This is a genomic window from Pediococcus sp. M21F004, from assembly GCF_051122535.1.
GTDB lineage: Bacteria > Bacillota > Bacilli > Lactobacillales > Lactobacillaceae > Pediococcus > Pediococcus inopinatus.
The window spans coordinates 1,343,451-1,357,264 of record NZ_CP177314.1; the positions used below are offsets into that span (position 1 = coordinate 1,343,451).

General features: G+C 38.5%; 10 protein-coding genes. 9 read left to right on the forward strand and 1 reads right to left on the reverse strand.

Annotated elements, in window-relative coordinates; all coding sequences use genetic code 11:
* Positions 1-11 precede the first annotated feature (11 nt).
* Positions 12-1,190, reverse strand: a complete 1,179-nt coding sequence (locus ACLHK8_RS06895) for an MFS transporter (RefSeq protein WP_063698685.1) — start codon at positions 1,188-1,190, stop codon at positions 12-14.
* A 303-nt stretch (positions 1,191-1,493) separates the two neighbouring features.
* Here ACLHK8_RS06895 and ACLHK8_RS06900 point away from each other — a divergent pair, with 303 nt between their 5' ends.
* The 9 genes from ACLHK8_RS06900 (at position 1,494) to ACLHK8_RS06940 (ending at position 13,710) form a co-directional block, all read left to right on the forward strand.
* Entirely contained in the window at positions 1,494-1,943 is a 450-nt protein-coding gene (locus ACLHK8_RS06900) for a LytTR family DNA-binding domain-containing protein (protein WP_057773911.1), read from the forward strand.
* A gap of 6 nt (positions 1,944-1,949) precedes the next feature.
* A complete protein-coding gene (locus ACLHK8_RS06905; protein WP_057773909.1) occupies positions 1,950-2,693 on the forward strand; it encodes a LiaF transmembrane domain-containing protein in 744 nt (247 codons plus the stop codon).
* A gap of 33 nt (positions 2,694-2,726) precedes the next feature.
* Positions 2,727-4,016 carry an MFS transporter gene (locus tag ACLHK8_RS06910; protein WP_057773907.1) on the forward strand — a complete coding sequence of 430 codons (1,290 nt, stop codon included), beginning with the start codon at positions 2,727-2,729 and terminating at the stop codon, positions 4,014-4,016.
* 196 nt (positions 4,017-4,212) lie between these two features.
* The gene (locus ACLHK8_RS06915; protein ID WP_057773905.1) at positions 4,213-5,118 is read left to right on the forward strand and encodes an SDR family NAD(P)-dependent oxidoreductase; all 906 of its coding nucleotides are present in this window, start codon (positions 4,213-4,215) and stop codon (positions 5,116-5,118) included.
* Between the two features lie 189 nt (positions 5,119-5,307).
* Positions 5,308-6,141, forward strand: coding sequence for a glycosyltransferase family 8 protein (locus tag ACLHK8_RS06920; protein WP_082623285.1), 834 nt, complete (start codon positions 5,308-5,310; stop codon positions 6,139-6,141).
* A gap of 173 nt (positions 6,142-6,314) precedes the next feature.
* Positions 6,315-7,730, forward strand: a complete 1,416-nt coding sequence (locus tag ACLHK8_RS06925; protein ID WP_057773904.1) for an MFS transporter — start codon at positions 6,315-6,317, stop codon at positions 7,728-7,730.
* Positions 7,731-7,818: 88 nt separating this feature from the next.
* Complete coding sequence (gene lepB / locus ACLHK8_RS06930) at positions 7,819-8,424, forward strand: signal peptidase I (protein ID WP_057773902.1); 606 nt, start codon at positions 7,819-7,821, stop codon at positions 8,422-8,424.
* 135 nt (positions 8,425-8,559) lie between these two features.
* A complete protein-coding gene (locus ACLHK8_RS06935; RefSeq protein WP_057773900.1) occupies positions 8,560-9,876 on the forward strand; it encodes a C1 family peptidase in 1,317 nt (438 codons plus the stop codon).
* A gap of 174 nt (positions 9,877-10,050) precedes the next feature.
* Positions 10,051-13,710: an MMPL family transporter gene (locus ACLHK8_RS06940; protein ID WP_434520257.1), complete on the forward strand. Its 3,660-nt coding sequence runs from the start codon at positions 10,051-10,053 to the stop codon at positions 13,708-13,710.
* Positions 13,711-13,814 lie beyond the last annotated feature (104 nt).

Genomic DNA, 13,814 nt, shown 5'->3' on the forward strand with positions numbered 1-13,814 from the left:
ATGTTCGACTCTTAATATTGTGTTGCCTTTAAATACCAGATAGCCGAAATTAGTAGCAGTAAGCCACAGGTGATGAAAATCCATATTAATGGTATCACATCTGCAAGCGGTCCGAGTGTCAAACTCCCTATTAGAAGCATAAGATTACCGATCATCTGATAATTGGCAAATGTGCGACCCATAAAGTCAGGAGCAGCCGTCGTTTGGATGATAACTGCTTGAGTTGTCATAATAAATGGCATACTCCAACCGGCAAGAAACATTGCGCCTAGATAAAGCCAAATATTAGACATGAATCCCATAAGGACCATAGTTATAGCAAAAGCACCAATAGCCAGCCCTAAGACGCGTGAATTGTTTTTAAAGGCTTTGTGTTTGGCAACAATTAAACCACTCATAATTGAACCACTGGCCCATACAACCTCTTGAAGTGTTAAATAACTGACTGTAGCACCAAATTGTCGTTGAATTAATAATAAACTTAGTACGGTTGCTGGAGTCATTAGTAGAAATGAAAGGGCATTAATCGTAAAAAGGCGACGCAGAATTGAATTGCCGAAAAGATATTTAAAACCAGTCAAAAAGTCCGTTGACGGAGTCTGTTTTTTGTCTGATTTAACAGGTTTTAGTTTGATTTGGAACATACATAATAGTTCAACTATAGCGGTCACAACGTCGATCATCAAAGCCCAATATAAATCAAAATTTGCTAGAATTAACCCACCAACCATTGGTGACAATAGCGTTGATAGGGACATAAGTGTCTGATTGATTCCGTTAATTCGGGTAAGTTCTTTTTCTGGAACTAACTGTGGGTAAGCAGAACTGACTGCTGGTTGCTGAATGCCTTGCCCAACTGATCGTAAAGCAGCAAAGATCAGTAACCAAGGTAAAGAATGAAAGCCTAATTCCCAGATGATTGATAAGCCGAGTGTGAGTAATGCAATACCGCCATCGGCTCCTATAATTAACCATTTACGTGAATAACGATCAGCCCAGGAACCACTAATTAAGCTGATTAAAATTTGTGGCAGCAAGGTGCTTACAGTGGCTAATGCCAGCCACAACCCTGAGTTGGTCGTTAAACTGATGTACCAAGTAATGGCATATCCAGTGACCATTGTGCCGAATAATGAAATGTTTTGACTTGCCAAGAATAGATAACCTTGTTTTTGCCAATGTAGTTGCATAACTAATCTCCTTTAATGCAGCGATACCATTAGCATCACTGAAATTTAATTTGTTTGATTAGTTACAACTTTTACTACGAATATTTTTGTCAATTTAAAGCTCCTTTACAGACTGAGTGATTTACTATTTTAAAATAGGATACCAAAATGCTGGTAGCTAAGCAATTAATACTGATTTTCAGATATTTAAAATCTTTTTTGACCACTTAAGCATAATTTTTGGCCGTTTAAACAAAAAGTATTCCTTTATGCAAATAAATGTAGTCTAATAATAACAGGCACATTAGGAAGGAGGCGGCGTGAATGAAAGTAAGATTAGAAATTGACGAATCGTTAACCGAGCCTGAAATTATTATTAAAGCAGCAAGTGGTGATCCGAGGGCGGAACAAATCAAACGATGGCTTGAAAAACCACTTCCGGATCATGACACCATTACTTGTTATCAAGGCACCACAGAATATTTTGTGAAGTTAGATACGATTCTTTTTGTAGAGACAGCCGATCGACGATTACAAATACATACGGCAGATGATATTTATACAAGTAAATTGCATTTATATGAGTTAACAGACACGCTACCTGGTTATTTTCTCCAAGTGTCCAAATCGGCAGTTCTCAATTTATATCAGGTCAGTGCGCTAACAAAATCAATTTCAAATTGTTTGGTTTCGTTTCGGAACACGCATAAGCAGGTTTACGCATCACGCCGTTATTATAAACAACTACAAGAACGATTAAATGAAATGAGGTAAACATCAATGAATGAAAAAACAAAATGGGGCCACTGGTTTTGGGGATTATTCTTTCTAGCCTGTGCGGGCATTCTCGTGGCTAGTAAAATGGGACGATTTTCATATCATATTGGTTTCTGGATGTTAGTTTTAACGCTGATCCTAGTGGCCGCAACCATTAAAAGCATCGTCTACTTTAGTGTTTCGGGAACAGTTTTTAGTTTAGCCTTCCTTAGTTTGTTATATGCCAAGCCATTGGGGATCACGAGCTTAGTACCATGGACGATTCTAGGAGCCGCATTGTTATTGAGTATTGGTTTATCACTTGTACTCCAGCCATTTAAACGAAAACTAAGCCGGCATCACGCCCACATTACTTTTGAAAAGACGGGTAATTATACGGGTCAACATTTTTCGGATACAACTTCAACTGACTATGAATCCTACGTTGAAGTTAACGTCCGGATGGGAAGTACCATCCGCTATGTGCAGTCTGACAATTTCCAGCAGGCGGTTATCAACGTCACTATGGGCGATGTCAAAGTATATTTTGATCATGCTACGGTTGTTGAAGATCAGGTCAAAATTGAGCTTAACGGTAGCATGGGCGATGTTAGTTTGTATATTCCTAAGGAGTGGGATGTTCAAATGAATTTAAATTCGCTCATGGCAGATCTTGGCGAAAAAGGACTTACACCCACAAAAACAGGTCCGAAAGTCTTTATTACAGGGAATTTCAAGCTTGGAGATATTGAAGTTTATTACGTTTAAGGAAACTGAGGGTCATCTCAGGAGGTTGGTATCATGAATAAACCTAAATTAACAGCACAAACAGTTAAAATGTTAGTCATCAAGTTCACTGGGACATTCGGCAGTGGCATGCTGTCTTTTGCAATTGGTCTCTACATTCTCCATCGAACCGGATCAGCTCTAGGGATGGGAGTTTCCTTAATTACGGGGCCGATTGTTTCGTTAATTTTAACGCCATTTGTGGGGTATGTTGTAGACACCATGAAACATCGGCGAATTATGATTCTTGCCCAGATTGGAACTAGTATGGGTCTTCTGCTATTCGCCGTGGCCTTTAAACTCTGGCCAGTTCAGTACTATCCAGAACTAATTACTTTAATCATTGTGCTTCAGGTTACAGACAATTTTTTAAGTACAACGCTAACCGCCAGTTTGGTACAATTGTTTGATTCAGATGAATTACAAAAGGTGAATTCGTTGAACCAATCCTTTGCATCGTTAGCGACTTTCTTGGCCCCAATCATTGGTGCGTTTGTTTATACCCTTGTGTCGATTGATACTTTTGCGATCATTGAGGTGGGGTTTGAGCTCATTGCTTTAGTGGGTATTGTGTTGCTCCGCTTTAAACCCCGAGTGGTGCAACAGTCTGAAACAGAGCCGGAAGAGTCTTCGGAAACGGTTTGGCAAAATTTTAGTTCTGGGATTCGCTACCTAAGAAGTCAACGATTGATGGCAATTTTAGTCGGTTCTTCAGCTGCAATTAACCTTTTCTTTTCGGCGTTAAATGTTGGTGAACCTTATTTGTTAGTCACCACTTTAAAATTATCGAACACTCAATATGGCGTGACGGATTCCGCGTTTGCAGTTGGGATGTTTTTAGGGGGTGTCTTGTTAAGCTTTATGAAATTAAAACGGCACCCAGTCGTTACTTCTTATTTAAATTTGATGTGTTTAGCAGTTATTATTACTATCACGGGAGTGCCCGAAATTATGGGGTGGTCACAAGGATTAAACACCCTATATTTTATAGGATTAAATATGCTTAACGGGTTGGTCTTGATTTTTATCAATACACCAATTAATACCTTCATGCAGCAGTTAATTCCAGAAAATATGCAAGGACGGATTTTTTCACTTGATGGGACCATTAGCATGCTACTTATGCCGATTGGAACACTCATATTTGGTGCTTTGTTTGATCATGTTATTGCTTTTCCAATTTTTATTATCACCGGTGTTATTTTATTGGCGTTAACCATCCTAATTTTGGCTATTTTGTCTAAACAAAAATTGTTGAAACTACCTGAAAACAAAGTCAGTACACCGATGAATGAAACTAACTAATTATCAAATATCTGGATACAAAAGGAGGCCGTTGAAATGGTCTTCTTTTATTTTGTTTAAAAATGGATTGTGCAAATAATTCGGTACCGATTACCTGATATGCTAAACTAATTTTGATTAAAGAAAGCATATTTAAGAACTATCCTGAACTTAAATTAAGCTAAATTTTGCAAACGATAGGAGAGCTTCAAATTATATGAAAACGATTATGATTACAGGAGGAAACTCAGGCCTTGGCTTTGAATGTGCGAAACACATTGCCGAATACTCAGATAAATATCAAATAATTTTAGCCTGTCGAAATGAAAAGAAGGCTGATACAGCAAAAGCCATTCTTACCAAAGAAACTGGTAATCCAAATATTCTTGCGATGAAGCTGGACGTTTCTTCCTTGGCTTCGGTTCGAGGGTTTGTGGCACAATACAAAGAACAAAAGTTACCTTTATTGGATGGCCTAATCTGCAATGCCGGCATTAGCGGTAGCCATACAGGACAAACGGCAGATGGATTTGATATTGTGTTTGAAACGAATCATTTGGGTCATTTCCTGCTTACAAATTTACTTTTACCGTACATGGAAACTTCAGCAAAAATTTTGGTTGTTAGTAGTGATATGCATTGTCCACCTGGACCAAAAATTAGTTGGCCTGGGACAGCAATGCTCGCCAAGCCCGATGAGAAGCTTGCTAAAAGTTTTAAACGCTATTCATATTCTAAATTATGTAATCTTTACTTTGTCTACGAACTTTCAAAAAGATTAACACGAATTCATTCTGCAATTACAGTAAATGCCTTTAATCCAGGGTTTATGGTGGATACAAATTTTATGTCAAAAAAGCTAATGGGGATTGCAGGAGCTATTTTTGCGAAGATAGTTGATCGAGATGGATCGCTGGATCAATCATCAACAGCATTGGCGGAGCTTGCAATGAATTCAGATGATGTGCAAGTTTCAGGAAAGTATTACGATCGAAGCACTCACTTAAAAAGAACATCAGAACTTTCTTACAACACAAATTATGCCCTGGAGTTATGGAATCGAAGTGTCGTGTACACAAAATTAAGTAGTGGTGAGACACTGCCAGGATTGTTGGAAAATTAATCTAAAAATAGTTCAAGTGATGTTTCACGTGGAACAAAATAACTTAAAAGCACGTAAACCTAAATAATTGTGATGAATGATTAAGAGCCAATTAAAAGGTTGACCGCTTTAGTGATTGGAGTTGGAACATAGCGGTTATGATACAATGGGAGCGATGTAAGAATTCTGTTTTAGAGGGGGGAACCTAAAATGAATGTTTTGTATTGTGGGGATGCGAACATGGCTGATGGGCTAATTATTTCGGTACTGTCGCTTTTAAAAAATAGCGATCAACCTCTTTCAATCTATGTTTTGACTGCTCAAATAAAAGATAATAAACGAAAATTCCAAGCATTACCTGATGCTGTTGTAAATATTCTTAATAAGGAAGCTCAAACAAAGAATCCGGATAGCAGTGTGACGAGAATTGATATCACAAGGCTCTTTCAAGCACATTTACCGGTGGCTAATCTTAATACCATGTACACGCCTTACTCGATGCTGCGACTATTTTCAGATTTAATTCCAGAATTACCTGACCGGATCTTGTATCTAGATACCGATGTGGTTGCACGGCGCCCTTTTGAAGGATTTTACGAGCAATCTCTTCAAAAAACAGACTTTGTGGGGGTCTTGGACTATTACGGTCGGTGGTTTTTTCAACATGAACTCAAAATCTTTGATTATATGAATTCTGGAGTTTTATTACTAAATTTGAAAGAAATTCGTCGTGATGGTTTTTTTGAGCGTTGTCGTAAGCTATGTACAGCCAGAAAAATGATTATGCCAGACCAAGCGGCATTAAATAAACTAACGCGTAAGAAAAGAATTGAATCAAGCCGTTTTAATGAACAGCATCAAGTACAGCCAGCAACTGTTTTTCAGCATTTTACGACTAGCTTCAAGTTTTTTCCGTTAATTCATACGTTAACTGTAAAACCGTGGCAGATTAATTTGGTTCATCATGAACTGAAACTACACGAGTATGACGATCTATTCGCTCAATATAAACAAGTTTTGCGACGTGTAAAAGAAACAGCTTAATGATAAATATCCTGGAGATTTTAACTTTAAATAGTTATTTTTCCGGGATATTTTTGAGCTTCACTGAACTTTAGCATCTGAATGGACTATGGCTTATAAGTAAAACGACTACTGGCACTCCCTGTTAAGTGGTAAACTATTTCTAGCTTATAAGATGTGGATGGTAAATAAATATGAAACGAAATTCTCAATGGACCTTACTTTTAGCTACCTCAATGGTTTCATTTATGTCGACAATTGACGCTAGCATTGTTAATATTGCCGTTCCACAACTCTCTCGTGACCTTCACGCACCAATGAATGAAGCAGAATGGGTAGTTTCTGTTTATCTAGTTTTGATATGTGTGCTACTAATTTTTTTCGGAAAGTTATCGGATCAAATTGGGAGAATCAAAATTTTTCAAACTGGCACTTTAATATTTGTGGCTGGATCACTTGGTTGTGGCCTTAGTGTCAATCTACCAATGATGTTAGTCATGCGCATTGTGCAAGCAATAGGTGCTTCAATGACAATGGCAACTAATTTTGGAATTATTACGCAAATCTTTCCTAGCAATCGCCATGGTGTGGCACTGGGCGTGAACAGTTCTTTTGTCCAGGTGGGCAACATTATGGGGCCTGGCTTAGGTGGTCTGATTCTGGCAACACTTTCTTGGCATTTTATCTTCTTTATTAATGTTCCGATTGGGCTAATTGCCTTTTTCTTTGGACATAAAATTTTCCCTAAGGAAGCCCGAACAACTCAAAAAATTAGTATGGATTATCCGGGATATTTAGCTTATGTATTTGCAATTATCAGTTTCTTTGTGGCTATTTATTGGGGACAAGCTGTGGGTTTTATGAAACCAGAAATCATTATTTTATTCCTGCTAGCGGCTGCATGTACTGCGGCTTTTATCTTGCGCGAGAATCATACAGAAAAACCCCTATTAGATTTACACATTTTCAAGAATGCTGGTTTTTCAATTGGAGTAATTACGGCCATGTTAGTGTTTGCGGTTAGCTACTTTAACAACATGATTATGCCTTACTATCTTCAAGAAACGCTAAAGTATTCGTCTGCCATTGCTGGTGTGATTCTGATGGCGATTCCGTTGCTTAACATCTTTTCGGCACCAATTGGCGGAATGATTGGTGATCATATTGGAGCAGAAAAAGTTTCGTTAATTGCGCTTGTTATTTTCCTCATCCCAGAAACAATTTTTATGTTAATCCAACCTAGCTGGGGAATCGTTTGGCTAGTTTTGGGGTTAATGCTATACGGTTTGGCAAACGGAACCTTCCAAAATAATCCGATGATCATGGGAAACGCTGGCAAACAGTATCAAGGGATTGCCGGTTCAATTGCAGCGCTCGCTAGAAATCTTGGAATGTCGATAGGACTATCATTATCAACATCGTTGTTGTACTTTGGAATTAGCCAAAAAGCGGGCAGGCGCGTGACCACCTATCCCGCCCAGCACCCAGACTGGTTTATTTATGGGATGCACTTTAGCTATGGGTTTGCATTTGCGTTGATTGTCAGCGCATTGATATTGCTCATTGCGTTAGTTTGGCAAAAAAATCGTAAAAAAACCTTATCTTTGTGAAAAATTTGCTTAACTTTAGACTTTAAACGAGATTTTTAAACAACTTTGCTCTAAAATGTAGATATAAATAATTTTACGAGGAGTTTTCATGAAAACTATAAAAAGTATTTTAAGTTGGGTTGTACCGATTCTAATCGGACTAATTATTGCCTTGTTAGTACGGTCATTTATTTTTGAAATTGTCCGTGTGGATGGGACATCAATGGAACCTAATTTGGTTAACAACGAACGTGTTTTTGTTATGAAACAAGATAAGATTAAGCATTTGAGTGTGATTGTTTTTGATGCCTATGGTGCTGATCCGGAAGCGGCTCCTGGCACAGAATATGTCAAACGAGTCATCGGGATGCCTGGAGATAAGATTTCTTATAAAGATGGTAACTTGTATGTAAACAATAAATTGGTTCCTCAAAAATTTATTAATTCTTACCAAAAGACGAATGGAACGGCCATTGGCGCCGAGGCCAACGAGTGGACATTGGCGTCAGTTGCCAAAGCACGGGGCTGGGGAAACAATCCGGAAACCGTGCCAGCTGGGGAATACTTTGTGATGGGTGATCATCGAAGTGTTTCAAATGACAGTCGTTATTGGGGATTTGTGAAGAAAAGTGAAGTTATGGGTGTGGTCAAAGTCCCATTCTGGGGCAGCTCATCTGCTAAGAAGAATGTAAATAATCGAACGGGTGATTACTAAATCAAATTAAAGCTGAGGATGAACTTAAAATCCTTGGCTTTTTATATGGATAAGAAAGAGTTGCTATTTATTGTGAAAAGATTAAAATATGCTTAGATTATTCTTATTTTATAATCATAATTTTGGAGGTGCCTTATGGGAAAAGAAGTATCACAAGAAAATGTGGCAAAGTTTAAAAAGAATTTTGCTCAAGACAATCGTAATAGTGTGGTTCAACGTGCTGCCACGAAAAATGGTGTTTTAAATGCTAGTGAAGATATTGCGGCTAAAGTTCGCTTGGATCGGACATTCTCGATTGAATTAGATACTGGTAAAGTAACTAATCAGCGTCATAGCGGACGTTGCTGGTTATTTTCTCTATTAAATACACTTCGTCATCAGCTTGCAGATAAAGAAAATATGAAAGATTTTGAACTCTCTGAGTCCTATTCATTTTTCTGGGACAAAGTTGAACGTGCCAATGTTTTCTATGAAAATATTATTCGTACTGCCGCCAAACCTACAAGTGATCGAGAAGTAGCGTTTTATTTAAGCTCACCTGATGATGATGGTGGTCAGTGGGCAATGGCAGCCGGATTAGTCCAAAAGTATGGTGTCGTGCCAGCCTCTGTAATGCCAGAAAGCTTTAACACGAATGATACGAGTGGTTTTGCTAGTTCATTGAATTTAAAATTACGTAAAGATGCCGTTGAATTACGAGAGCTTAAAAATGGTGGGGCCTCTGAAGGTCAATTGGATGCGAAGCGAGACCAATTATTAGCTGAAGTTTATCAGATGACAGCTATTGCGGTTGGGACGCCACCAGATAAGTTTGATTTTGAATATCGTGATGACAAGAAAAATTATCATCGTGATGCTGATATAACCCCTAAGGATTTTTATGATAAATATATTGGGGTTGATTTGGATGATTATGTAGTTGTCACAAATTCACCTGATAAGCCTTTTGATAAATTATACAGTCTACCAGCTGAAGATAATATTGTGGGCGGCAAAAAAATCACCCTATTAAATGTGGACATGGCAGTTTTACGTAAAGCAGCTGTTGCCCAACTTAAAGATGGTGAAACGGTTTGGTTTGGTAATGATGTTTTGGAACAGATGGATCGGAATGATGGCCTGTTAGATAGTAAACTTTATCGAACAGACGCATTGTTTGATGTTGATTTGAGCATGAGCAAGGCCGAACGCTTACAGTTTGGTCAAGCCGCTGTTTCCCATGCCATGACTTTAACCGGTGTTGATGTGGTAGACGATGAAGTAACAAAATGGAAAGTAGAAAACAGTTGGGGTGATAAGAGTGGCGATAAGGGCTACTTTGCAATGACCGATGACTGGTTTGAAAACTATGTGTATCAAGTTGTGGTTCACCGCAAATATCTAACGGATGCGCAGCGTAAAATTGCTGATGCAACTCCGGAACCACTACCTGTGTGGGATCCCATGATGTAATAAATTGATTTTAGTGAAGGCCGGAATAAAATTCAGGCCTTTTTATTATGGAAACAAATAAAATTGGTGTAAAACATTAAATGAAAATAAAAGAAAAGTATTTACATTGTTTTTCAGAACGCTTATAATATCTTCTTGTATATTAAAGTGGACATTGAAAGGAGATAAACAAGCATGCACAAGTTTGTAAAAAGCCATGGCATCTCACTAATCATTTGGATTGGAATTATTTTGATTAGTGTAATTAGTTTGCCGAACATCGATCAATTGGTTAGATCGCATGCGGAAACTAAGATACCTAGTTCTGCGCAAAGCCAAATTGCGAATCGAATTCAGTCCAAGTGGGGATATGGACAAGGGAACACGACACAAGTGGTTGCCATTTTTAATAATGGTAATAAAAAGTTAAACGCGGATCAAAAAGAAAACATTGACAGCACTATCAATTATTTACAGGATAATAAGAAAAAATTCGGGATTAAGGCAGTTACCGCTCCGAACGACAACGTTTATACTCGGAAACAACTTATTTCTAAAGATAAAACAACGCAGTTAGTGCAGTTATCTGTATCAAAATCACACGGATCCTATAAAAAAATTGATAAAGAGCTAACTAAGGCGGTTAAAACACCAGGAGTGAAAGCTTACATTACTGGTGGAGATATTTTAAATGAAAAGTTCTCTGAAGCGACTCAGGAAGGCGTTAAGAAAACTGAAATTATTGCGGCAATTTTCATTTTTATTGTCTTAATTTTAGTCTTCCAGTCACCAATCGTTCCTATGATTTCGGTCTTTACCGTTGGGGTTGCGTTTATTACAACCTTATCGATTGTGACCAATTTAGTATCTCGGGTTAACTTCCCATTTTCAAACTTTACCGAAGTCTTTATCGTCGTGGTACTGTTTGGGATTGGGACCGATTATAATATTCTGTTGTATGAGCAGTTTAAAGAGGAACTAAGCAAAGGTGAAGATCGGCATACGGCTAGCCGCAAAGCAACACGGACTGCTGGGAGAACCATCTTATATAGTGGTTCTTCAGTATTTATTGGATTCTGCGCACTTACATTTGCGAAGTTCTCAATTTATAAATCAGCTTTAGGTGTGGCAATCGGGGTTGCTGTATTAGTCGCTGTATTACTGACGCTAAACCAATTCTTTATGAGCTTACTAGGCAAAAAGATGTTCTGGCCTTCTAAGAAGTTTGGTGGACACTCGAGAAGTAAGACGTGGCATGCATTGGCTAATTCGTCAATTTTGCATCCCATCATTGCTTTGGTTTTAGTTTTACTGTTAACTGTCCCATTTGTTGTGACAGGGACAGGAACGCTAGATTACAATGATTTAGATGAATTGAGCGATACGTTACCTGAAAAAGTTGGATTTAATGTTGTTAAGGATCATTTTTCTCCTGGGACAGCAGAACCTTCAACTTTATATATTCGTTCAAACAAGAAGTTAGATAATGAACAGACCTTAAAACTCGTCGACCAAATCACCCGTCAACTTCAAAATGACAAGGGTGTAAAGACCGTTGCATCAGCTACACAACCAGGTGGATCACCAATTGCGAAGTTATACGTAAAGGGTCAAGTTAAGACGGTCACAACCGGAATTGATGAGGCTCATAGTGGCCTTAATACCATTGGTAAGGGATTAACTAGTGCTTCTGATCAATTGGGTGCAACTAACATGAGTAGCGGCTTAAACAGCGTACAAAAGTTAATTGCCGGTACTGAAGTTTTACGTGATGGTTCACTTAAAGTAACAGATGGTGCAAACCAATTAGCAAGTGGGGCAACACAAATTTCTTCAGGCGTTTCTCAAATGAGTAGCAAGATGTCGCCATTGATTACTGGACTAAACCAGTATACGGGCGGTGTGAACACACTTAGTTCTGGATTAAGTACACTGAATGCTAATTCTGGTCAATTATCAGGTGGATCACAACAATTGTTAACTTCAGCACAACAGCTTTCAACGGGAGTTTCGACGTTGAACAGTGCAGCACTTAGTATTGATACTCAGTTGGATGGTTTACAACAAACACTTAACTCGGGCAATACTGCTATGAGCCAATTAAATGGCTTGGGTGATAAGGTTAAACAATTAAACACTTTGAAAGCTAAATTAGCACAATCACAAAGTGCCATTAACAGTCTTGAACAGTTAGCACCATTATTGACTGAGTTAAACTCAGCAAAGAAGAATTTAGCTTCTGCAGCAACTGATTCAGCAAAAGCAGCTGCATCCAATACAGCGGCACTTAAAACTTTGTCTGGCCTAGATCAGAGCACAATGTCCGCAGGCGATAAGCAAAAGTTAGCAACAGCAGAATCACAAATTACTGCTGGTGCTAAGACAGCTGGAGCATCTGCACAAACAACTGGGGATACTTTAAGTGGACTTTCCAGTGTTCAAACTCAAGTTGCTAGTTTAGAAAAGGAATTGAATAAGTTAACTTCTGTCATGAAACAGGCTGAAACGTTGATGAACTCAACCAATATCAGCACAGCGCAGTTAAATCAATTAACAGCGCTTGGTTCACAATTGCAGGCAGCTTCAGGGAGTATTTCGAAGTTGAAGCAATTTACAGCTGGGGTTGAACAGTTGAATACGCAAGTTAATAAAGATTCTGCATTGGTTAACGGTGTTTCTAAGTTAAACAACGGAATTAATACCTATGCTAATAGCGTTCAGTTGGCTTCCAGTGGTGCTTCCACATTAGCTGGTAAGAGCAGTGAGCTTACTGGTGGGGTTGGTCAATTAACTAGCGGCATGGGCACTCTTACAAGCAGTTTGAATCAACTTTCAACTGGTGCAAATAGTTTGGCAAGTTCAACACCTGCCTTAACTAGCGGCCTTAATCAAGAAGTTACTGGACAAAAGCAAATGTACAGTACTTTGAAGGGGTTATCTGGTAAGGTAGATACGCTTCAATCTGGTTTGAAGACTGCTGCCAAAGGAACTAAGACAATTGGTTCTGGCATGACTTCTGCAAACGACTATCTTGGTGGGATGGGTGATTCCTCAGTTGGAAAGACCTTCTACATTCCAAAAGCGCAATTGCATGGTAAAACATTCAAACCTGTGCTTAAGTCCTACTATTCAGAAGATCGCAAAGCAACTAAGCTAACAATTGTGCTTGATTCAGATCCAAGTTCAAGTGCATCGATGGCCAAAGTTAAAGATCTTCAAAAGCAGGTTAAAGATGATCTTCGTGGGACCGATTTGAAGGATGCAACAGTTGCAATTGGTGGACAAACTGCACAAACAGCTGATATCAATAAGACGGCAAGTTCAGACTTTACCCGAACAGCCGCGATTATGATCATCGGAATTTTGATTGCGTTGGTATTTGTAACTCGTTCAATCTTGATGCCATTCTACATTATCGGAACGTTGCTTTTGGCCTACTTCAGTTCATTGGGAATTACCAAGGCATTTAGTAATATTGTCTTAGGACAACCAATGCTAACTTGGAATACACCATTCTTCGGCTTCATTATGATTATTGCCTTAGGTGTGGATTATAGTATTTTCTTGATGATGAGGTATCGTGATTTCAATAAGGATCTTAAACCGAGTGCAAGAATTCTAGAGGCTTCCGGAGTGATTGGAGCAGTGGTACTTTCTGCGATGATTATCCTGAGTGGAACGTTTGCTTCAATGATTCCTTCTGGAGTGCTTACGTTGATTCAAGTCGCAATGGTCGTTATTATTGGGTTGATTATTTTAATCATTATCATCCCAGTTCTGTTGCCAAGCTTGATTAAATTAACATACGAAGGTATTTCATTTAAGAAAAAAGATAAAAAGAATAATAAGCATTAATTTTTAGCAAGGTTAGTTGGTTGAAAATGAATGTAAATTAAAAGATGTCTGCGATTTTTAAATCGCGACATCTTTTTTGTTTGGGGAGAGAATATGCCAATTAA

What these genes read in the sequence shown, in the direction of transcription:
- ACLHK8_RS06895 (WP_063698685.1), bottom strand. Translation starts at nt 1,190, where the DNA reads ATGCAACTACATTGGCAAAAACAAGGTTATCTATTCTTGGCAAGTCAA.
- ACLHK8_RS06910 (WP_057773907.1), top strand. Translation starts at nt 2,727, where the DNA reads ATGAATAAACCTAAATTAACAGCACAAACAGTTAAAATGTTAGTCATC.
- ACLHK8_RS06940 (WP_434520257.1), top strand. Translation starts at nt 10,051, where the DNA reads ATGCACAAGTTTGTAAAAAGCCATGGCATCTCACTAATCATTTGGATT.
- ACLHK8_RS06925 (WP_057773904.1), top strand. Translation starts at nt 6,315, where the DNA reads ATGAAACGAAATTCTCAATGGACCTTACTTTTAGCTACCTCAATGGTT.
- ACLHK8_RS06920 (WP_082623285.1), top strand. Translation starts at nt 5,308, where the DNA reads ATGAATGTTTTGTATTGTGGGGATGCGAACATGGCTGATGGGCTAATT.
- ACLHK8_RS06935 (WP_057773900.1), top strand. Translation starts at nt 8,560, where the DNA reads ATGGGAAAAGAAGTATCACAAGAAAATGTGGCAAAGTTTAAAAAGAAT.
- ACLHK8_RS06915 (WP_057773905.1), top strand. Translation starts at nt 4,213, where the DNA reads ATGAAAACGATTATGATTACAGGAGGAAACTCAGGCCTTGGCTTTGAA.
- ACLHK8_RS06905 (WP_057773909.1), top strand. Translation starts at nt 1,950, where the DNA reads ATGAATGAAAAAACAAAATGGGGCCACTGGTTTTGGGGATTATTCTTT.
- ACLHK8_RS06900 (WP_057773911.1), top strand. Translation starts at nt 1,494, where the DNA reads ATGAAAGTAAGATTAGAAATTGACGAATCGTTAACCGAGCCTGAAATT.
- lepB (WP_057773902.1), top strand. Translation starts at nt 7,819, where the DNA reads ATGAAAACTATAAAAAGTATTTTAAGTTGGGTTGTACCGATTCTAATC.